16 protein-coding genes are annotated in these 18420 nt (G+C 64.8%); 14 read left to right on the top strand and 2 right to left on the bottom strand.

Annotated elements, in window-relative coordinates:
• Positions 1–93 precede the first annotated feature (93 nt).
• The 14 genes from BRA471DRAFT_RS20680 to BRA471DRAFT_RS20615 all read left to right on the top strand — a co-directional run bounded on the left by BRA471DRAFT_RS20680 (position 94) and on the right by BRA471DRAFT_RS20615 (position 14323).
• On the top strand, positions 94–1092 hold the full coding sequence (locus BRA471DRAFT_RS20680; protein WP_007610781.1) for an MBL fold metallo-hydrolase: 999 nt from the start codon (positions 94–96) through the stop codon (positions 1090–1092).
• A gap of 176 nt (positions 1093–1268) precedes the next feature.
• Complete coding sequence (locus BRA471DRAFT_RS20675) at positions 1269–1820, top strand: NADPH-dependent FMN reductase (RefSeq protein ID WP_007610777.1); 552 nt, start codon at positions 1269–1271, stop codon at positions 1818–1820.
• A gap of 237 nt (positions 1821–2057) precedes the next feature.
• Positions 2058–2375, top strand: a complete 318-nt coding sequence (locus tag BRA471DRAFT_RS20670) for a septum formation initiator family protein (protein ID WP_007590617.1) — start codon at positions 2058–2060, stop codon at positions 2373–2375.
• 153 nt (positions 2376–2528) lie between these two features.
• Positions 2529–3491: a GAF domain-containing protein gene (locus BRA471DRAFT_RS20665; protein ID WP_007610776.1), complete on the top strand. Its 963-nt coding sequence runs from the start codon at positions 2529–2531 to the stop codon at positions 3489–3491.
• Positions 3492–3783: 292 nt separating this feature from the next.
• Complete coding sequence (adh, locus tag BRA471DRAFT_RS20660; RefSeq protein ID WP_007610774.1) at positions 3784–5301, top strand: aldehyde dehydrogenase; 1518 nt, start codon at positions 3784–3786, stop codon at positions 5299–5301.
• A 265-nt stretch (positions 5302–5566) separates the two neighbouring features.
• Positions 5567–6589: a pyruvate dehydrogenase (acetyl-transferring) E1 component subunit alpha gene (pdhA, locus tag BRA471DRAFT_RS20655; RefSeq protein WP_007590620.1), complete on the top strand. Its 1023-nt coding sequence runs from the start codon at positions 5567–5569 to the stop codon at positions 6587–6589.
• 29 nt (positions 6590–6618) lie between these two features.
• A complete protein-coding gene (locus BRA471DRAFT_RS20650; protein ID WP_007610773.1) occupies positions 6619–8007 on the top strand; it encodes a pyruvate dehydrogenase complex E1 component subunit beta in 1389 nt (462 codons plus the stop codon).
• A gap of 3 nt (positions 8008–8010) precedes the next feature.
• On the top strand, positions 8011–8313 hold the full coding sequence (locus BRA471DRAFT_RS20645; RefSeq protein WP_007590623.1) for a DUF5076 domain-containing protein: 303 nt from the start codon (positions 8011–8013) through the stop codon (positions 8311–8313).
• A gap of 2 nt (positions 8314–8315) precedes the next feature.
• Positions 8316–8768 (top strand): nucleoside deaminase, encoded by a 453-nt coding sequence (locus BRA471DRAFT_RS20640; RefSeq protein WP_007610771.1) that lies wholly within the window; start codon positions 8316–8318, stop codon positions 8766–8768.
• A 60-nt stretch (positions 8769–8828) separates the two neighbouring features.
• Positions 8829–10178: a pyruvate dehydrogenase complex dihydrolipoamide acetyltransferase gene (locus tag BRA471DRAFT_RS20635; RefSeq protein ID WP_007610767.1), complete on the top strand. Its 1350-nt coding sequence runs from the start codon at positions 8829–8831 to the stop codon at positions 10176–10178.
• Between the two features lie 20 nt (positions 10179–10198).
• A complete protein-coding gene (locus tag BRA471DRAFT_RS20630; RefSeq protein WP_007610765.1) occupies positions 10199–10426 on the top strand; it encodes a hypothetical protein in 228 nt (75 codons plus the stop codon).
• Between the two features lie 17 nt (positions 10427–10443).
• Positions 10444–11862, top strand: a complete 1419-nt coding sequence (gene lpdA, locus BRA471DRAFT_RS20625; protein ID WP_007610764.1) for a dihydrolipoyl dehydrogenase — start codon at positions 10444–10446, stop codon at positions 11860–11862.
• A gap of 164 nt (positions 11863–12026) precedes the next feature.
• On the top strand, positions 12027–13268 hold the full coding sequence (locus BRA471DRAFT_RS20620) for a threonine synthase (RefSeq protein WP_007610760.1): 1242 nt from the start codon (positions 12027–12029) through the stop codon (positions 13266–13268).
• Positions 13269–13354: 86 nt separating this feature from the next.
• Positions 13355–14323 carry a tripartite tricarboxylate transporter substrate binding protein BugD gene (locus tag BRA471DRAFT_RS20615; RefSeq protein ID WP_007610757.1) on the top strand — a complete coding sequence of 323 codons (969 nt, stop codon included), beginning with the start codon at positions 13355–13357 and terminating at the stop codon, positions 14321–14323.
• A 260-nt stretch (positions 14324–14583) separates the two neighbouring features.
• Here the strand turns inward: BRA471DRAFT_RS20615 and BRA471DRAFT_RS20610 are convergent, their stop codons facing one another.
• Positions 14584–15921, bottom strand: coding sequence for an IS1182-like element ISBrsp10 family transposase (locus tag BRA471DRAFT_RS20610; protein ID WP_007610752.1), 1338 nt, complete (start codon positions 15919–15921; stop codon positions 14584–14586).
• A 112-nt stretch (positions 15922–16033) separates the two neighbouring features.
• A complete protein-coding gene (locus BRA471DRAFT_RS20605) occupies positions 16034–18223 on the bottom strand; it encodes a lytic transglycosylase domain-containing protein (protein WP_007610751.1) in 2190 nt (729 codons plus the stop codon).
• Between the last annotated feature and the right edge of the window lie 197 nt (positions 18224–18420).

The raw sequence follows: 18420 nt of genomic DNA, 5'->3' as shown, positions 1-18420 counted from the left end.
AAGAAGGTCTTGCCTTCTGAGCGAGGCGGGAGATTATTCCGCCGCCATTGAAAGCGGAAAAACCGCAAGGCGCGCTCAGAAGGGGACTTCTCCATGACCGATCTCAACCGCCGCCATTTGCTCGCAGGCGCCGCCGCCCTCAGTGCGGCTGCGATGACCAAGCTTGGATCGACCACCGCCAATGCCGCGGTGCCGCAAGCCGGCACCCAGGCGCCTGGCTTCTACCGCTACAAGGTCGGCAGCTACGAGTGCACGTCGATCAATGACGGTGCGCGCACGTTCCCGATGCCGGACAAGTTCGTCGTCAACGCGCCGAAGGAGGAAGCGCTGGCCGCGGGCGAGGCGGCCTACATGCCGAAGGGCATGGTCACAGTGCCGTTCAACCCGCAGCTCATCAACACCGGCTCCAAGCTCGTGCTGATCGATACCGGCAACGGTGTGGCCAATCTCGAGCCCAGCAAGGGCGCGGTGGGCCGCACGCTGCAGAACCTCCAGGCCGCCGGCGTCGACCCCAAGAGCATCGATATCGTGCTGCTCTCGCATCTGCATCCCGACCACACCAACGGCATTCGTCTCGCCGACGGCGCGCTTGCCTTCCCCAATGCGGAGATCATGGTGCCGGGCAAGGACTGGGAGTTCTGGACCAGCGAGGACAACGCCGCCAAGGCCGAGTCCAACGCGATGATGAAGAACTACTTCGCCAACGTGAAGAAGACCTTTGCCGGCCTCGAGTCCAAGGTCACGAAGTACGAGTGGGGCAAGGAGGTCGCGCCGGGCATCACCTCGATCGCGACGCCCGGCCACACCCCGGGGCACACCTCGTTCGCGGTCGCCTCGGGCGATGCCAAGGTGCTGATCCAGTCCGACGTCACCAACATCCCCGAGTTCTTCCTGCGCAATCCGGACTGGCATGTGGTGTTCGACACCGATGCTGCGCTGGCGCAGGAGACCCGCCACAAATTCTACGACATGGCGGCGGCCGAGAAGGCGACCGTGATCGGCTTCCACTTCACCTTCCCCTCGGTCGGCCATGTCGAGAAGGACGGCGCCAAATATCGCCTGATCCCGTCGGCGTGGAATCCGACGATCTGAGCCGATTTGCGGATTTGTACCAAGGAGTCAGGCCGCCACTTGGCGGCCTGATTGTTTGGGCAACCGTTAAGAAACCCAGCGTTTCCAAATCCGACCGGTCCATGCACTTGCATCCATCACTCGGGATCGCTTAAGTGCCGCCCCGGCACTCCCGCTGAAGATTTCGAGGACACTCCATGGCCTATAACATCGTCACGATCGCCGGCAGCCTGCGCAAGGACAGCTTTTCGCTGAAGATCGCCAATGCGCTCGCCAAGCTCGCGCCGGCCTCGCTCAAGCTCGAGGTCGTCACGCCGGCCGGCATCTCGTTCTTCAACCAGGACCTCGAGGGCGCGCCGCCGGCCGACTGGCTGTCCTTCCGCGAAAAACTTCAGAAGTCAGACGGCGTCATCTTCGTCACGCCGGAATACAATCGCGCGATCCCGGGCGTGCTGAAGAACGCCATCGACGTCGCCTCGCGGCCCTATGGCAAGAGCTCGTTCAACGGCAAGCCGGTCGGCATCATCGCGAACTCGCCGGGCCCCCTCGGCGGCGTCAGCGCCGCCAAGACGCTCCAGAACATCCTGCCGGGCATTTCCGGCCCGATCATGCAGCAGCCGGAGGCCTATCTGAACGGGGTGGGCGACGCCTTCGATGCCGACGGCAATTTGATCAAGGAGTCCCTGAAGCCCGTGCTCCAGGCCTATATCGACGCGTTTGCGGTGCACGTCGCGAAGCATCACGGCTGAGGCTAAATCGTCCGCAGCCACAGCGTGGGCCCTCATCCTGAGGAGAACGCGAGGCGTTCGTCTCGAAGGATGGCTCCGGGAAATTGCCGGGCCTTCATGGTTCTCGCTGCGATGCGAAGCATCGTCCACTAGACGGCGCTTTGCGCCTCCTCACCATGAGGGTCCGCTAGCGTCGCGCGCGGGGCCCAGCCGCCCGAAATTAGCACGCCCTTAACCAACCTGTCCCATCTTCCCAGGATGGTCTCCCGCGCGCGCCTGAAATCGATCCTGACCGGTCTTGCCCTCTATGCGATGGCGGCCGCCATCGTCGGCTATTTCGGCGTCAACGCATATACCGGCAAGTACGGCCTCAACGCCCGCCAGGAGCTCGACCAAGAGATCGTGGCGCTGACCAGCGAGTTGGCCCAGCTCAAGCGCGAGCGCGCCAGGAGCGAGCAGCGCGTTTCGCTGCTGCGCTCCGCGAAGATCGACCCCGACATGCTGGACGAGCGGGCGCGCTTCCAGCTCGACTACGTCAATCCGCGTGATCTCGTCCGGACGATCCCGGCGAACTGACAACTCTTCCTCAAGCTGAAGGACTGGAACCGGATTGCCGCCTTGACGGGATCGTGGCAACCGGCTCATGGCTTCCAGCGCCATGGCCAGGGTTGACGCAGATCAACCGGGCCGTGCCGGCACGCTCTAAATTGCCACCCGGAGGAAACAGTGATGAATGGGCAATCCCCCCGGCATCACGCGGCCCGTGTCGAGGCCGCCATTACGTCAGGCCAGGCGGCACGCTCGTCGCTCGTGGCTTCGTGGCGCCGTTCATCCAGATTGCATCGTCTCGATCCCTCCGGCCGTAGCTCGCCGAACCGGCTGAGCGAAGCCGAGCTGCACCGCGCGCGGGAGCGCATCGCGCCGCTGCTCGCCGCTGCGCGAGGTGCGATGGACCGGCTCTACCAGGCGGTCGGCGCCAGCGGCTGCTGCGTGCTGCTCGCCGACGGCGAGGGCGTGCCGGTCGATCGCCGCGGCACCCCGGCGGACGACGCGACTTTTCAGTCCTGGGGCCTCTGGACCGGCGCGCTCTGGAGCGAGGAGCATGAGGGCACCAACGGCATCGGTACTTGCCTTGTCGAGCAGCGTCCGCTGACGATCGACCGCGACCAGCATTTCTTCACCCGCAACACGCTTCTGAGCTGCACCGCCGTTCCGATCTACGACCATGAGGCTGCGTTCGCGGGCGTGCTCGACGTCTCCTCCTGCCGCGCCGACCGCACCGACGTGTTTTCCAGTCTGATCGCGCTCGCGGCCGGCGAGGCGGCCAGGCGTATCGAGGCCGATCTGTTTCGCAGGGCCTTCGCCCATGCCCGCATCGTGCTGACGCAAGCTGCGGACGGCCAGTGCGGCGGCCTCGTTGCGGTCGATGCGGACGATCTCGTAATCGGTGCGAACCGGTCCGCCCGAGCGGGACTCGGGATTGCGCCCGGCCGGGCGTTGCAGCCGATGCCCGCCGCCGATCTTCTCGGCGGCGACACCGCGCGCGACCATCTTGCCAGCGGTCAGCGCGCAGTGTTGCAGCGGGCGCTCTTGCGCGCGGGCGGCAATGTCTCGGCGGCCGCCAAGGCCCTCGGCGTCAGCCGCGCCACGCTGCACAGGAAGCTCAAGCGGTTCGAGCTGAACGCGCATTGAGCTGCTGATAGACCCTCATGGTGAGGATCGCGAAGCGGTCATCTCGAACCACAAGATGCCCTGCCGTCATCCCCAGCCATCCTTCGAGACGCGCGCAAGAGCGCGCTCCTCAGGATGAAGTCAGTATGTGCGGCGGCACGACGTGCGGCCTCGTCACCTGTCGCAGAACTGCGACAGGTCGGTGCCGTCATCGCGCCTATCAGGGCTGACAGAAGCCGCCTCCCGCGACATCGTCGGCGCAAGTCGCGACCACGCGACGAATTGCGCAAACAGCAAACATCGGGAGTGATCAATGAACAAGGTAGAATTCCTCAGCGTCACCAAAATTCCCTTCGCCGAACGCTACGACAATTTCATCGGCGGCAAATTCGTCGCGCCGATCTCCGGCAAGTATTTCGACAACGCCTCGCCGGTGACGGGCCAGATCGTCTGCAAGATCGCGCGCTCCGACGCGCAGGACGTCGAGGCAGCTCTCGACGCAGCGCATGCCGCGAAGGCCGCCTGGGGCCGCACCAGCGTCGCCGAGCGCGCCGCGATGCTGAACCGGATCGCCGACCGCATGGAAGACAATCTCGAGCGCCTCGCCATCGCCGAGACCTGGGACAACGGCAAGCCGATCCGCGAGACCCGCGCCGCCGACCTCCCGCTCGCCATCGATCATTTCCGCTATTTCGCCGGCGCCATCCGCGCCCAGGAAGGCTCGATCGGCGAGATCGATCGCGACACCGTTGCCTACCATTTCCACGAACCGCTCGGCGTAGTCGGCCAGATCATTCCCTGGAACTTCCCGCTGCTGATGGCCTGCTGGAAGCTCGCGCCCGCGCTCGCCGCCGGCAATTGCGTCGTGCTCAAGCCGGCCGAGCAGACCCCGGCCTCGATCATGGTCTGGGCCGAGATCATCGGCGACATTCTGCCGCCCGGCGTCCTCAACATTGTCAACGGTTTTGGTCTCGAAGCCGGCAAGCCGCTGGCCTCGAGCCCGCGGATTGCAAAAATCGCATTCACCGGCGAGACCACGACGGGCCGGCTGATCATGCAATACGCCAGCCAGAACCTGATCCCTGTCACGCTGGAGCTCGGCGGCAAATCGCCGAACATCTTCTTCAAGGACGTCACGGCCGAGGACGACGACTTCTTCGACAAGGCGATCGAAGGATTCGTCATGTTCGCGCTGAACCAGGGCGAGGTCTGCACCTGTCCGAGCCGGGCGCTGGTCCATGAGGACATCTACGACCGCTTCATGGAGCGGGCGCTGAAGCGCGTCGCCGCCATCAAGCAGGGCGATCCGCGCGAGGCCGACACCATGATCGGCGCGCAGGCCTCGGGCGAGCAGCTGGAGAAGATCCTCGCCTATATCGACATCGGCAGGCAGGAAGGCGCGAAGGTGCTGGCCGGCGGCGGTCGCGCCGAGCTCGGCGGCGATCTCGCCGGCGGCTTCTACGTCCAGCCGACGGTGTTCGAAGGTCACAACAAGATGCGAATTTTCCAGGAGGAGATTTTCGGGCCCGTCGTCTCCGTCACGACCTTCAAGACCGACGACGAGGCGCTCGCGATCGCCAACGACACGCTCTATGGCCTGGGGGCCGGCGTCTGGAGCCGCGACGCCAACCGCTGCTATCGTTTCGGCCGGGCGATCCAGGCCGGCCGGGTCTGGACCAACTGCTACCATGCCTATCCCGCGCATGCGGCCTTCGGCGGCTACAAGCAGTCGGGCGTCGGGCGCGAGACCCACAAGATGATGCTCGATCACTACCAGCAGACCAAGAACCTGCTGGTCAGCTACAGCCCCAAGAAGCTCGGCTTCTTCTGATCGGGCGGGCAGAGAGGGCTGCGCTGTTCTGCGCCGCCCGTTCCAAATGTCGGGACCGCGTTGGCAACGTTGCTTGACGCGGTCACGAATCTGCGCGTGCGGCGACCGTGTCGATTTGTTGCCCGATCCGCGTCAAAGATTTTGCAATATTACGATCACGTTGCAGTGCGGCATAATGAAAGTCGTGCCATGCCGCCGCGGTGCTTTCCAAGGGCGTTTGACTTGGGTTAGAGAGGGCTGAAGTTTTCTCTGACCCGGAATTCCCATGGCCGCACCCAAGAAAGCCGCCGCAAGCACTGCACAGGACAAGACCGACGGCGGTTCGCCCCCGGAATTCACCAGAGAGCAGGAGCTCAAGGCGCTCCGCGACATGCTCCTGATCCGGCGGTTCGAGGAAAAGGCCGGCCAGCTCTACGGCATGGGCGCGATCGGCGGCTTCTGCCACCTTTATATCGGCCAGGAGGCCGTGGTGGTCGGGATGCAGATGGCCCTGAAGCCGGGCGATCAGGTCATCACCGGCTATCGCGATCACGGCCATATGCTCGCCACCGGCATGGAGGCCAACGGCGTCATGGCCGAGCTCACTGGCCGTCGCGGCGGCTATTCCAAGGGCAAGGGCGGCTCCATGCACATGTTCAGCAAGGAGAAGCACTTTTACGGCGGTCACGGCATCGTCGGCGCCCAGGTCTCGCTCGGCACCGGGCTCGCTTTCGCCAATCACTATCGCGACAACGACAATGTCAGCGTCACCTATTTCGGCGACGGTGCGGCCAACCAGGGCCAGGTCTATGAGAGCTTCAACATGGCGGAGCTCTGGAAGCTGCCGGTGATCTACGTCATCGAGAACAACCGCTACGCCATGGGCACCTCGGTTTCGCGCGCCTCGGCGCAGCAGGATTTCTCCAAGCGCGGCGCCTCCTTCAACATTCCCGGCCAGCAGGTCGACGGCATGGACGTCCGTGCCGTCAAGGCCGCCGGCGACGAGGCGGCGGCCTGGTGCCGCGCCGGCAAGGGACCCTTCATCCTGGAGATGCAGACCTACCGTTATCGCGGCCACTCGATGTCCGATCCCGCAAAGTACAGAACGCGCGAGGAGGTCGAAAAAGTGCGCCACGACCAGGATCCGATCGAGCAGGTGCGCAACCGCCTGTTGGCCGCCAAGGTCAGCGAGCAGGATCTGAAGGCGATCGACGCCGAGGTGCGCGACATCGTCAACGCGTCCGCCGATTTCGCCCAGCATGATCCCGAGCCGGATGCCGCCGAGCTCTGGACCGATATTTATCGCTGAACGCGCGCAAGCTTTCTTTTGGAGTCGATATGCCAATTCAAGTGCTGATGCCCGCGTTGTCGCCCACGATGGAGAAGGGCAACCTCTCCAAATGGCTGAAAAAAGAGGGTGAGACGATCAAGTCCGGCGACGTCATCGCCGAGATCGAGACCGACAAGGCGACCATGGAAGTCGAGGCGACCGATGAAGGTACGCTCGGCAAGATCCTGATCCCCGAGGGCACCGCCGACGTGGCCGTGAACACGCCGATCGCGACGATTCTGGCAGATGGCGAGAGTGCCGCCGATCTCGCCAAGGCGCCCGCGCCTGCCCAGCAGCAGAAGGCGGCCGAGTCCGCAGCTCCTGCCGCCGCGAAGGCCGAGGCTCCAGCTCCCAAGGCTGCGCCGGCACCGCAGGCCGTCGCAGAGCCCGACCCGGAAGTGCCTGCCGGCACCGAAATGGTGACGCAGACCATCCGCGAAGCCCTCCGCGATGCCATGGCCGAAGAGATGCGCCGCGACGCCGACGTCTTCGTGATGGGCGAAGAGGTCGCCGAATACCAAGGCGCCTACAAGGTGACGCAAGGCCTGCTTCAGGAATTCGGCGCCAAGCGCGTCATCGACACGCCGATCACCGAGCACGGCTTTGCCGGCATCGGCGTCGGCGCCGCGATGAGCGGGTTGAAGCCGATCGTCGAGTTCATGACCTTCAACTTCGCCATGCAGGCGATCGACCAGATCATCAACTCCGCGGCCAAGACGCTCTACATGTCCGGCGGCCAGATGGGCTGCTCGATCGTGTTCCGCGGGCCCAACGGCGCCGCTTCCCGCGTGGCCGCTCAGCACAGCCAGGATTATTCGTCCTGGTATTCGAACGTCCCGGGCCTCAAGGTCGTCGCGCCGTTCTCGGCCGCTGATTACAAGGGCCTGCTCAAGGCTGCGATCCGAGATCCCAACCCGGTGATCTTCCTCGAGAACGAAATGCTCTACGGCCACACCGGCGAGGTGCCGAAGCTCGACGACTTCGTGATTCCGATCGGCAAGGCGCGCATTGTGCGCTCGGGCAGCCATGTCACCATCATCTCGTGGTCGAATGGCATGAGCTACGCGCTGAAGGCCGCCGACGAACTCGCCAAGGACGGCATCGAGGCCGAAGTGATCGACCTGCGCACGCTGCGTCCGATGGACACCGAGACGATCGTCAATTCGGTCAAGAAGACGGGACGCGCCGTCACCGTGGAAGAGGGCTGGGCCCAGAGCGGCGTCGGCGCCGAGATCGCCGCGCGGATCATGGAGCATGCCTTCGACTATCTGGATGCGCCTGTAACCCGCGTCTCCGGCAAGGACGTGCCGATGCCCTATGCCGCGAACCTGGAAAAGCTCGCGCTGCCCTCGGCGGCAGAGGTGGTCGAGGCCGCCAAAGCCGTCTGCTACAGGTAGACCATGGCGGGCCCGAAGGAGCAGCCACTGCCACCCGACGTACTCGTCCGCGATGATGCGGTCGAGATCCTGCGCGTCTTCGTGCTGGACGGCGGGCTGTCGATGGCATTCCAGCGGGCCTTCGACGAGCCCGACATGTGGGGCCTGCTGCTCGTCGATCTCGCCCGTCATGCCGCGCGCGCCTATGCGCGCGAGAGCGAATACACCGAGGAGGACGCGCTGAACCGGATCATCGAGATGTTCCAGGCCGAGATCGAGCGTCCCACCGACACCGGCACCACGACGCCGCGCGGGAAGGGGCACTGACCGTGGCGATCGAATCCTATCATTTCGATTTCATGCTGGAGGCGATCCGCGAGGCGGAAGCCTCGATCGCGCAAGGCGGCCTGCCGATCGGCGCCGTGCTGACCCGCGACAACAAGGTCATCGCCCGCGGCCACAACAACCGCGTGCAGGAGAACAATCCGATCCTGCACGGCGAGATGAGTTGCCTGCGCGAGGCGGGTGCGATTTCGTTCCACGATACCGTCATGTACACCACGCTGTCGCCATGCGCGATGTGTGCCGGTGCGCTCGCGCTGTTCAAGGTCAAGCTCGTGGTGATCGGAGAGTCCGTCACCTTCCCGGGCTCCAAGGACATCCTCGATAAGTTCGGCATCCCCTGGATCGACCTTGCCGACGACCGCTCCATCACCATGATGAAGAATTGGCGTTCCATCCCTGCCAATGAGCGCCTGTGGCAGGGCGACATCGGCAACTAACCTGGTCTGTCCGTCTTCGGTCCGGAGACGGATTTTTGCAAAGTTCTTCTTGAGGTCAGCATGCCCATCAACATCCTGATGCCCGCTCTTTCGCCGACGATGGAGAAGGGCAACCTCGCCAAGTGGCTGAAGAAGGAAGGCGACAAGGTCAAATCCGGCGACGTCATCGCCGAGATCGAGACCGACAAGGCGACCATGGAGGTCGAGGCCATCGACGAGGGCACGATCGCCAGGATCCTCGTGCCCGAGGGTACGCAGGACGTCCCGGTCAACGACGTGATCGCGGTGCTGGCCGGCGAGGGCGAGGACGTGAAAGCGGCAGGTGCGGCCAAACCCAGCGCTTCGGCCGCGCCTCCGAAAGCTGCTGAAGCTCCCACTGCCGCACCGGCGCCCGCGCCTGCAGCCCCCAAGGCCGCGCCGCCGCCCGCTGCCGCACCTGCACCGCAGGCTGCAGCACCGGCTGCGCAGAGCAACGGCCATGCCGGCCGCGTGTTCTCCTCGCCGCTGGCGCGCCGGCTCGCCAAGGAAGCTGGCGTCGATGTTGCGATGGTGACCGGCACCGGCCCGCATGGCCGCGTAGTGGCCCGCGACGTCGAGCAGGCCAAGTCCGGCAAGGGCCTCAAGGCGCCCGCCGCGGCGCCGTCAGGCGCGCCCGCGAGCGCGCCGACCATGTCGGACAAGCAGATCCTGTCGCTGTTCGAGCCGGGTTCTTACGAGGTCGTCCCCCATGACGGCATGCGCCGCACGATTGCGCAGCGCCTGACCGCGTCGATCCAGAACGTCCCGCACTTCTACCTCACCATCGACTGCGACATCGGCAAGCTGCTCGCCGCGCGCGAGGAGATCAATGCGGCTGCTCCCAAGGACAAGGAGAAGAAGCCGCTCTACAAGATCTCGGTCAACGACTTCGTCATCAAGGCGATGGCGGTCGCGCTGCAGAAGATCCCGAACTGCAATGTGAGCTGGACCGAATCCGGCATGGTCAAGCACCACCATTCGGACGTCGGCGTCGCGGTGGCGATGCCCGGTGGCCTGATCACGCCGATCATCCGCAAGGCGGAGACCAAGACGCTGTCGACCATCTCCAACGAGATGAAGGATTTTGCGACACGCGCCCGCTCGCGCAAGCTGAAGCCCGAAGAGTACCAGGGCGGCACGACGGCCGTCTCGAACCTCGGCATGTTCGGCATCAGCCACTTCACCGCCGTGATCAACCCGCCGCATGCCACGATCCTCGCGGTCGGCACCAGCGAGGAGCGGCCTGTGGTCCGCGGCGGCAAGATCGAGATCGCGAACATGATGAGCGTGACCCTGTCCTGCGATCACCGCGCCATCGACGGCGCGCTCGGCGCCGAACTGATCGGTGCCTTCAAGCAGTTGATCGAAAACCCTGTGATGATGATGGTGTAGCCCGGGGAGGCGCGGGGTGAATGCGAACGCGCTGGCCCTGGATCTCCTTGTTGCTCTCGGCTGTGGTTGCACTCAATCCGGTCGGGCTCGATATTCTGCATTCCGCGTTCTTTGCCGGCGAGCAGCTGGCACGGAGCATCGGCCAGGCGGTCATTATGATCGCGCTGGCTATCATGGCCGGCGCGATCCTGCTCGAATGGCTGGTCAGGGTTTTGATTTCCAGGCGCCGCGCCCGCGGCGCCACTTGAGTTGAACGGGAGCCGCCATGGCCGATACATCCTTCGACATCATCATCATCGGCTCCGGTCCGGGCGGCTATGTCACCGCGATCCGCGCCGCCCAACTCGGCTTCAAGGTCGCGATCGTCGAGAAATCCTATCTCGGCGGCATCTGCCTGAACTGGGGCTGTATCCCGACCAAGGCGCTGCTGCGCTCGGCCGAGATTTACCACTACATGCAGCACGCCAAGGATTACGGCCTGTCGGCCGATAACATCTCGTTCGATCCCAAGGCCGTGGTGCAGCGCTCGCGCGGCGTCTCGAAGCGGCTGAATGACGGCGTCGGCTTCCTGATGAAGAAGAACAAGGTCAGCGTGATCTGGGGCGCGGCTTCGATCGACGCGCCCGGTAAGGTGACGGTGAAGAAGTCCGACGTCGAGGGACCCAAGGGCACGCTCGGCGAGGGGGCTTATCAGGCCAAGCACATCATCGTCGCGACCGGCGCGCGGCCGCGGGTGCTGCCGGGCCTCGAGCCCGACAAGAAGCTGATCTGGACCTATTTCGAGGCGATGGTGCCGGAGCGGATGCCGAAATCGCTGCTGGTGATGGGCTCGGGCGCGATCGGGATCGAGTTCGCATCGTTCTTCAAGACGATGGGCTCCGACGTCACGGTGGTCGAGGTGCTGCCGCAGATCCTGCCGGTCGAGGACGCCGAGATTGCCGCTCTTGCCCGCAAGCGCCTCGAGAAGCAGGGCATCAAGATCCTCACCAACACGGGCGTGACGAATCTGGAGAAGAAGAGCGACAGCGTGGTCGCGACGCTCGATGACGGCAAGGCGAAGCAGACCGCCGAGTTCGAGCGCGTGATCTCGGCCGTCGGCGTGGTCGGCAATATCGAGAATCTCGGTCTCGAAAAGCTCGGGGTCAAAACCGAGCGCGGCTGCATCGTGATCGACGGCTACGGCAAGACCAACGTTCCCGGCATCTATGCCATCGGTGACGTCGCGGGTCCCCCGATGCTGGCTCACAAGGCCGAGCATGAGGGCGTGATCTGCGTCGAGGCGATCAAGGGCCTGCATCCGCACCCCATGGACAAGCTGATGATCCCCGGCTGCACCTATTGCAACCCCCAGGTCGCCTCCGTCGGCCTCACCGAAGCCAAGGCCAAGGAGAACGGCCGCGAGATCCGCGTCGGCCGCTTCCCCTTCGTCGGCAACGGCAAGGCCATCGCGCTCGGCGAGGACCAGGGCCTGGTCAAGGTCATCTTCGACAAGAAGACCGGTCAGCTGCTCGGCGCGCACATGGTCGGCGCGGAGGTCACCGAGCTGATCCAGGGCTACGTCGTCGCCATGAACCTTGAGACGACGGAAGAGGAGCTGATGCACACGGTCTTCCCGCATCCGACGCTGTCGGAGATGATGAAGGAAGCCGTGCTGGATGCTTATGGAAGGGTGCTGAATATTTGACATCAGACCCGTCATCCTGAGGTGCGAGCGCAGCGAGCCTCGAAGGATGCACGGCCGAGATACAGCAGCCGGGCTCGTCGCCCTTCGAGGCCTCCGCTTCGCTCCGGCACCTCAGGGTGACGGGATAGACATTGAGAACACCAGAACAAGAAGGAAACCACCCCATGCAGGACAACGACAACCTCACCATCGAACGCCCGAGCTTCGTCACCCATCTCGAATGCGCGATGGAGGGCGACCATTATCCCGCCGACCAGGTCCACAACCTCTCCAAAGCCGGCAAGCCCCTTTTGGTGCGCTACGACCTCGCCGGAGTGAAGAAGGCGCTGACCAAGGAGGCGCTTAGCCACCGCCCTGCCGACATGTGGCGCTACCGCGAGCTGCTGCCGGTGCGCAAATGCAAGGACATTGTCTCGCTCGGCGAGGTCACCACGCCGCTGATCCGGCTGCCCAAGCTCGGCGCCAAGCTCGGCGGCGGCGAGATCATCGTCAAGGACGAGGGGCGGCTGCCGACCGGCTCCTTCAAGGCGCGCGGTCTCGTCATGGCGGTGTCGATGGGCAAGGCGCTGGGCATCAAGCACATGGCGATGCCGACCAACGGCAATGCCGGCGCGGCGCTCGCGGCCTATGCGACCTCCTGCGGCATCAAGACCACGATCTTCTGCCCGGCCGATACGCCCGAGGTGAATGTCAGCGAGATCGAGCTGCAGGGCGCCACCGTCTACCGCGTCAACGGTTATATCGATGATTGCGGCAAGATCGTCGGCGAGGGCAAGGCAAAAGTCGGCTGGTTCGACACCTCGACCTTGAAGGAGCCGTACCGGATCGAAGGCAAGAAGACGATGGGGCTCGAGCTCGCCGAGCAGCTCGGCTGGGACGTGCCCGACGTGATCTTCTATCCGACCGGCGGCGGCACCGGCCTGATCGGCATGTGGAAGGCCTTCGACGAGCTCGAGAAGATCGGCTTCATCGGCAGCAAGCGCCCGCGCATGGTTGCGGTGCAGGCCTCGGGCTGCGCGCCGATGGTGCGCGCGTACGAAGCCGGCACCGAGCATGCGACGCGCTGGGAGGACGCTCACACCATCGCGTCAGGCATTCGCGTGCCGCAGGCGATCGGCGACTTTCTCATTTTGCGCGCGGTGCGGCAGAGCAACGGTTTTGCCATTGCAGTCGACGACGACAAGATCTCGTCGGCGCTGAACGAGGTCGCGCGCGAGGAGGGGCTGTTGCTGTGCCCCGAAGGTGCCGCAACCTACGCCGCCTACAAGGACAGCCTCGCCGACGGCCGCGTCTCGAAGGGTGACCGCGTGATGCTGTTCAACTGCGCCACGGGCCTGAAATACCCGCTGCCGCCGGTCACCCGGACGCTCGATCGCCACAAGCCGATCGACTATTCGCAGTTCTAGCGCGTCATTTCGCCTCTTCACGAACGATCCCTCTTCCCGTACGCGGGAAGAGACAAAAGCAACAATGACACCGTTGGGAGAAGACAATGAAGGCCGCCTGGGCTGCGCTGATTGCTATTCTCGCTGTTGCAGGCGCCGCGCGCGCCGACGACTATCCCTCGCGTCCGATCACCATCATCGTGCCCTTCGCCGCCGGCGGTCCGTCGGATGCGATGGCACGGGTGCTTGCCGAGCGGATGCGCACGGCGCTCGGCCAGCCGCTGGTGATCGAGAACGTCACTGGCGCGGGCGGCTCGATTGGCGTCGGCCGTGCCCTGCATTCGGCCCCCGACGGCTACACGATCTCGTTCGGCCATCTCGGCACCCACGTCGCCAACGGCGCCGTCTACAAGCTCAATTACGACCTGGTCGCGGACCTGGAGCCGGTGGTGCTGCTGCCGAGCAATCCCATGATCGTCGTCAGCAAGAACGCGGTGCCCGCGACCTCGCTGAAGGAGCTGCTGGACTGGCTGAAGTCGCGGCCATCGCCGCCGACCGCCGGCACCGCCGGCGCGGGCTCGGGCAGCCACATCGCCGGGGTCTATTTCGAGAGCATCAGCGGCATCAAGCTGCAATACGTTCCGTATCGCGGCACCGCGCCCGCCCTGAACGATCTGATCGCCGGCCAGATCGACGTCATCGTCGACCAGACCTCGAACTCCATCAACCAGGTCCGCGCCGGCACCATTCGCGCTTACGCCATCACCGACGACAAGCGCCTGTCCTCGGCGCCCGACATCCCGACGGCGGCGGAGGCCGGCCTGAAGGGTTTCAACATGACGCTCTGGTCCGGCATGTGGGTGCCGAAAGGCACGCCGAAGGCGATCGTCGTCAAACTCAATGCCGCAGCCGTGGAAGCGCTGAACGATCCCGGCGTGAAGAAGCAGCTCGAGAGCCAGGGGCTGGAGATGACACCCCAGGATCAGCTCACGCCCGAAGCGCTTGGCGCGCGCCAGAAGGCGGAGATCGCGAAGTGGTGGCCGATGATCAAGGCGGCGAACATCAAGGTGGATTGAGGCAGCGCGGCGCTTGTGCGCCACACCCTCCGACCTCGTCCTGAGGAGGCCGCAAAGCGGCCGTCTCGAAGGATGGCCGCGGGGCAGCTGGGCCTTCATCCTTCGAGACGCCTGCTTCGCAGGCTCCTCAGAGCTTGAGAATGTTTTGCTCCCGCCGGGAGAGTTTTGCATTGCCTGGAGAGCGGTGACCCCAAGGTTTTCAGCTGAACCGGCCCGCTGATGGGGGCTTTGTAGGCGCCTGTTGGTGCGGGCTCGCCTATTTATGCCGCTTGCGCCTTGGCGTGTAAGGCGAAGAAGCGCATCATGTTGTGAGCGACCGCGAACCACAACAGGTGGATGCGGGCCTTGATCTTGCCGCGCAGGGATAACTGGCGCAGGCCCATGCGTCGGGCATGGGCGTTGATGCATTCGTGTTCGCAACGCAGCCGGTAGAACGCCTTGCCATCGTCGCTCTTCATGCGTTCACGCCAGTCCGCGACGCCAACACCGTCACCTTTCTTCGGGGCATAAGGGTCGGTGCCGTGTTTTGTCTGCGCTGGCGGACACCACACTTTTATACCGTTGGCATGGGCCCACTCAATGGCTTCGTTTTTGGTGAAGCCGCCATCGACCAGATAGTTGGAGGGTTGGTAGCCTTCGGCATGCACCATCTCGATCCCCGGCTGGGCCAAGCCCCGATCCGAGCCGCTGGTATCGATATCGACCGCAACGATCACCTGGTGTTCCGGAGCCGATACGATCTGTGTGTTGTAGGCCGGGCGCCATCCGCCATCGGCCATCTTCATCACCCGTGCGTCGGCATCGGTGGTGGAAGCGCGCGGCGACTTCTGCTTGGCCACCTCTTTCTTGTTGGTTTTCTCTCGCCGCTCCCGCTCGGCTTCCAGCTCCTTCATGCGTTCCTGCGCCGCCGCGATCCGCTCCGCACGCTCGCGGGCGCCACGCTCCTTTGCCGCACGCCGACGCCGATCATCGGCCGCAGGATCGGTCTCGACTTCAAAGCGCAGGCGCTCCACCCGCGTCTGCGCTGCCGTCTTCAACTCATCAAGCCGTGGCCGCCGGCGGAACGAGCCCGCTCCGGCCGCCGCGCGCACCCGCAAACCATCCTGCGCCAAGGTGTCGAGCGACACCAATCCAGCGTCCACCATCGACGCGACGCCCTGTGTCAGCAGCCGTTCCAGAACCGCCATATGGGCGATCCGGAAGTTCGACAGGCTGTGATAGTTCATCGACACTCCGCCGCACAACCAACGATAGATCAGATGATCCCGGCACAGCCGGTCCAGTTGGCGAGCGCTGCCCACTCCATCGATCGTGGCCCAGAGCCAAAGCGCCAGCATCAGCTTCGGCGAGGCCGGCGGATGTCCGGGCTCGCCCTCCCGCGCCTTGATGACGTCGTACAGCGCCGACAGATCCAGCCCCTCGACAAACGACCAAACCGCGCGGACCGGATGATCATCCCCTACCAGATCGTCCAATGCCGCGACCTGCATGCTCATCTGGCTGCGTTCCGGTTCTCGCAACCGCACCGCGCCACGTCCCTTGGGTAGTGGCTTATCCTGCTCGGGCAAGTCTTCGAACAATTGATCGTCAGCCATCATCTGCCCTGCTTCGCCCCGTCATCGAATCATAGCAAAGCGGCTACGGCAAATGCCCGTTTAGACGAAAGATTCTCACCCTCTCAGGATGAGGGGATAGAGCGGATGTAAGCGGCTACTCCGTTCCCATAAATCCTACCGGCGTCGCCACGGCCGCCGCGTCCTTGGTCACCACACGCTGATCGCTCTTGCCGGCGATCATGCCGCTGCCCTCGAACCGGGCGCGGTAGACCAGCACGTTCTCGATCACGCGCTGGACGTAGTTGCGCGTTTCCGACAGCGGGATGCGCTCGACCCAGTCGACCGGATCGACCTTGGGATCCCTCGGGTCGCCGCGCGCCTGCACCCATTCGCGCACGCGGCCACGGCCGGCATTGTAGCCGGCGAAGGTCATGATCTGGTTGCCGCGGTATTCCGACATCAGTGCGCTGAGCTCGGCCGCGCCCATCTGCGTGTTGTAGACGGGATCGGAGACCATCTTGTCCCAGTCATAGGTCAGGCCGAAGCGCTTTGCGGTGTCGCGGCCCGCTTCCGGCGTCACCTGCATCAACCCGACTGCGTTGGCGGCCGATTTGTCGCGCTGGTCGAACGAGCTTTCGGTGCGTGCCACCGAATAGATCACGCTGGGGTCGATCGCGGGCGCGACCTGCTTGTGCTCGGGAATACCGATGGTCGGGAACGCGTAGTGATCGAGCGCGAGCCCGCGCGCCAGTGCCGACTTGCCGACCTCCAGCATCACCCGCGCATCGTTGCGCCGGCCGGCGAGCTCGCCGAGCGCTTCGAGTGCCGCGACGTCGGTGCTCTCCTTGGCGAAATCCTCGGCGAAGTAAAACACCATGTCGCGCTCACCGACGCCGTAGAGCATGTCGGCGGCGCGCACGCGCTCGTCCGCGGGCGGCGTGTCGACTGCTGCGAGCACGGGCGAGGGCGCGCGCAGCTCGATGCGGTCGAGACCGAGCCTGGCGCGGGCGAGTTGGCCGTAATAGGCAGTCGGATAGCGCGCCGCAGCCTGATAGCTCAGGCGCGCATCCGCGGTTGCGTTCATCGCCTCGGCCGCGCGGCCGCGCCAATAATGCGCGCGCGACAGCGCGATCGGGTTGGCCGAACCTTCGTCGATCGCGGCGAAGTGCCTCATCGCCGCCTTGGGATCGTCGAGATAGCGCAACGCGATCCAGCCGCACATGAAGTGATAGTCGACGCGATAGACCTCCATCGCGGGCAAGGCCGCCGAGCGCACCAAATCGTAGGCGGTTTTGGACTTGCCCTGGTCGAGCAGCTTTCGCGCCAGCAGGCGGCGCTCGCGCCACCAGGCGTCGGTGTCTTGCGCCGCCATCGTATCGGGCGCGGCGGCCAGGATCACCTCGGCCGCGTCGTCAATGCGGTCATTCTGGAGATGCCATTGCGCGCGGCACAGCACATAGCCGAGGTCGCGCCGCGCCTCGGCTGAGACGTCCTCGAGATAATCCTTGGCCTTGCTGGCCTTGCCGGTGACCGCGGCGCAGGCCTTGACGATCGCCAGCGCATCCTCGCCGAGCCGCTTGGCTGCGCGCCGCGCGCCTGCGTAGTCCTTGGCGCCGAGGCGCTTGTCCAAGCGGGCGCGATGATCCTCGGCGGTCAGGAGATCGCGAAACGCTTCGTAGGAATCTTCCTCGCTGCGCTCGGACAATTCGTCGGTGCGCCAGGCATCGCGCACCAGACGCGCGGCCCTGTCGCTGTCGCCCTCGGTCATCAGCACGCGGGCGAGCGCGAACTTGCCCTTGGCGCTGGTCGGCCGGTCCATCGTGAATTTGTGCACGGTCGCCGCGTCGGCCTTCTCCTGCCACAGCCGCGCCTCGGCACGGCGGCGGAGCAGCGCGCTGCTCGGCCAGTCCGGATTGGCGGCGAGGAAGGCGGCGTAGCGCCTGAAGTTCGCCGTGCTCTCGGAATGGCGCAGCATGAACCAGTCGGCGAGTTTCTGTCCGGCTGGGTCGGCAATGCGGTCGCGTGCCGCGCTCGCATCCTCGGTCTTGCCCTTCCGCGCGAGATCGATGGCATCCTTCAGCGCGGCGAGATCGCCGGTCAGCGGCGGGGCTGCCGGCTTGTCCGAGGGCGCGTCGTCCTGCTTCTTCGACTTGCGCTTGGCCTCGGCATGCTTGCCGTGCCGCGCTTTGCCGGTGGAGGCGTGGCGCTGCTTGCCGGCTTTCGCCTCATGCGTCTTCTTCGGCGCGGACGATTTGTGACCGCTCTTCGCTGCCAGTTCGGTAGGGATGAAGGCCAAAGCGGCCACGGCAACGACACACGCGAGCGAGCGTAGGCACTGGTTCATTCCGTGGTCCCCCTGCGAAACCAGTACAAACCAAAGTCCGCGACGATATGCGGCTCGAGAATCAAAACGGCGTCAAAAACGGTGACACGACGTCGTTTCGCATCCTCAAGCTGTTCCAACAATGCGGCGAAATACGGATGGAGCGAGGGAACCTGTGCAACGGCGGGTCGAGCGGGTCTCTTAACCTTCATTAACGA

It is taken from the genome of Bradyrhizobium sp. WSM471, assembly GCF_000244915.1.
In the GTDB taxonomy this organism is placed as follows: Bacteria; Pseudomonadota; Alphaproteobacteria; order Rhizobiales; family Xanthobacteraceae; genus Bradyrhizobium.
Note: the sequence above shows the minus strand (reverse complement) of the source record. Positions and strands in the feature narration are given on the sequence as shown.

Excerpts from the sequence above, each read along its gene's own strand:
- BRA471DRAFT_RS20620 (WP_007610760.1), top strand. The coding sequence starts at position 12,027 with ATGCAGGACAACGACAACCTCACCATCGAACGCCCGAGCTTCGTCACC.
- BRA471DRAFT_RS20650 (WP_007610773.1), top strand. The coding sequence starts at position 6,619 with ATGCCAATTCAAGTGCTGATGCCCGCGTTGTCGCCCACGATGGAGAAG.
- BRA471DRAFT_RS20615 (WP_007610757.1), top strand. The coding sequence starts at position 13,355 with ATGAAGGCCGCCTGGGCTGCGCTGATTGCTATTCTCGCTGTTGCAGGC.
- BRA471DRAFT_RS20635 (WP_007610767.1), top strand. The coding sequence starts at position 8,829 with ATGCCCATCAACATCCTGATGCCCGCTCTTTCGCCGACGATGGAGAAG.
- BRA471DRAFT_RS20665 (WP_007610776.1), top strand. The coding sequence starts at position 2,529 with ATGAATGGGCAATCCCCCCGGCATCACGCGGCCCGTGTCGAGGCCGCC.
- BRA471DRAFT_RS20605 (WP_007610751.1), bottom strand. The coding sequence starts at position 18,223 with ATGAACCAGTGCCTACGCTCGCTCGCGTGTGTCGTTGCCGTGGCCGCT.
- BRA471DRAFT_RS20675 (WP_007610777.1), top strand. The coding sequence starts at position 1,269 with ATGGCCTATAACATCGTCACGATCGCCGGCAGCCTGCGCAAGGACAGC.
- adh (WP_007610774.1), top strand. The coding sequence starts at position 3,784 with ATGAACAAGGTAGAATTCCTCAGCGTCACCAAAATTCCCTTCGCCGAA.
- lpdA (WP_007610764.1), top strand. The coding sequence starts at position 10,444 with ATGGCCGATACATCCTTCGACATCATCATCATCGGCTCCGGTCCGGGC.
- BRA471DRAFT_RS20645 (WP_007590623.1), top strand. The coding sequence starts at position 8,011 with ATGGCGGGCCCGAAGGAGCAGCCACTGCCACCCGACGTACTCGTCCGC.
- BRA471DRAFT_RS20630 (WP_007610765.1), top strand. The coding sequence starts at position 10,199 with ATGCGAACGCGCTGGCCCTGGATCTCCTTGTTGCTCTCGGCTGTGGTT.
- BRA471DRAFT_RS20680 (WP_007610781.1), top strand. The coding sequence starts at position 94 with ATGACCGATCTCAACCGCCGCCATTTGCTCGCAGGCGCCGCCGCCCTC.
- pdhA (WP_007590620.1), top strand. The coding sequence starts at position 5,567 with ATGGCCGCACCCAAGAAAGCCGCCGCAAGCACTGCACAGGACAAGACC.
- BRA471DRAFT_RS20610 (WP_007610752.1), bottom strand. The coding sequence starts at position 15,921 with ATGATGGCTGACGATCAATTGTTCGAAGACTTGCCCGAGCAGGATAAG.
- BRA471DRAFT_RS20670 (WP_007590617.1), top strand. The coding sequence starts at position 2,058 with ATGGTCTCCCGCGCGCGCCTGAAATCGATCCTGACCGGTCTTGCCCTC.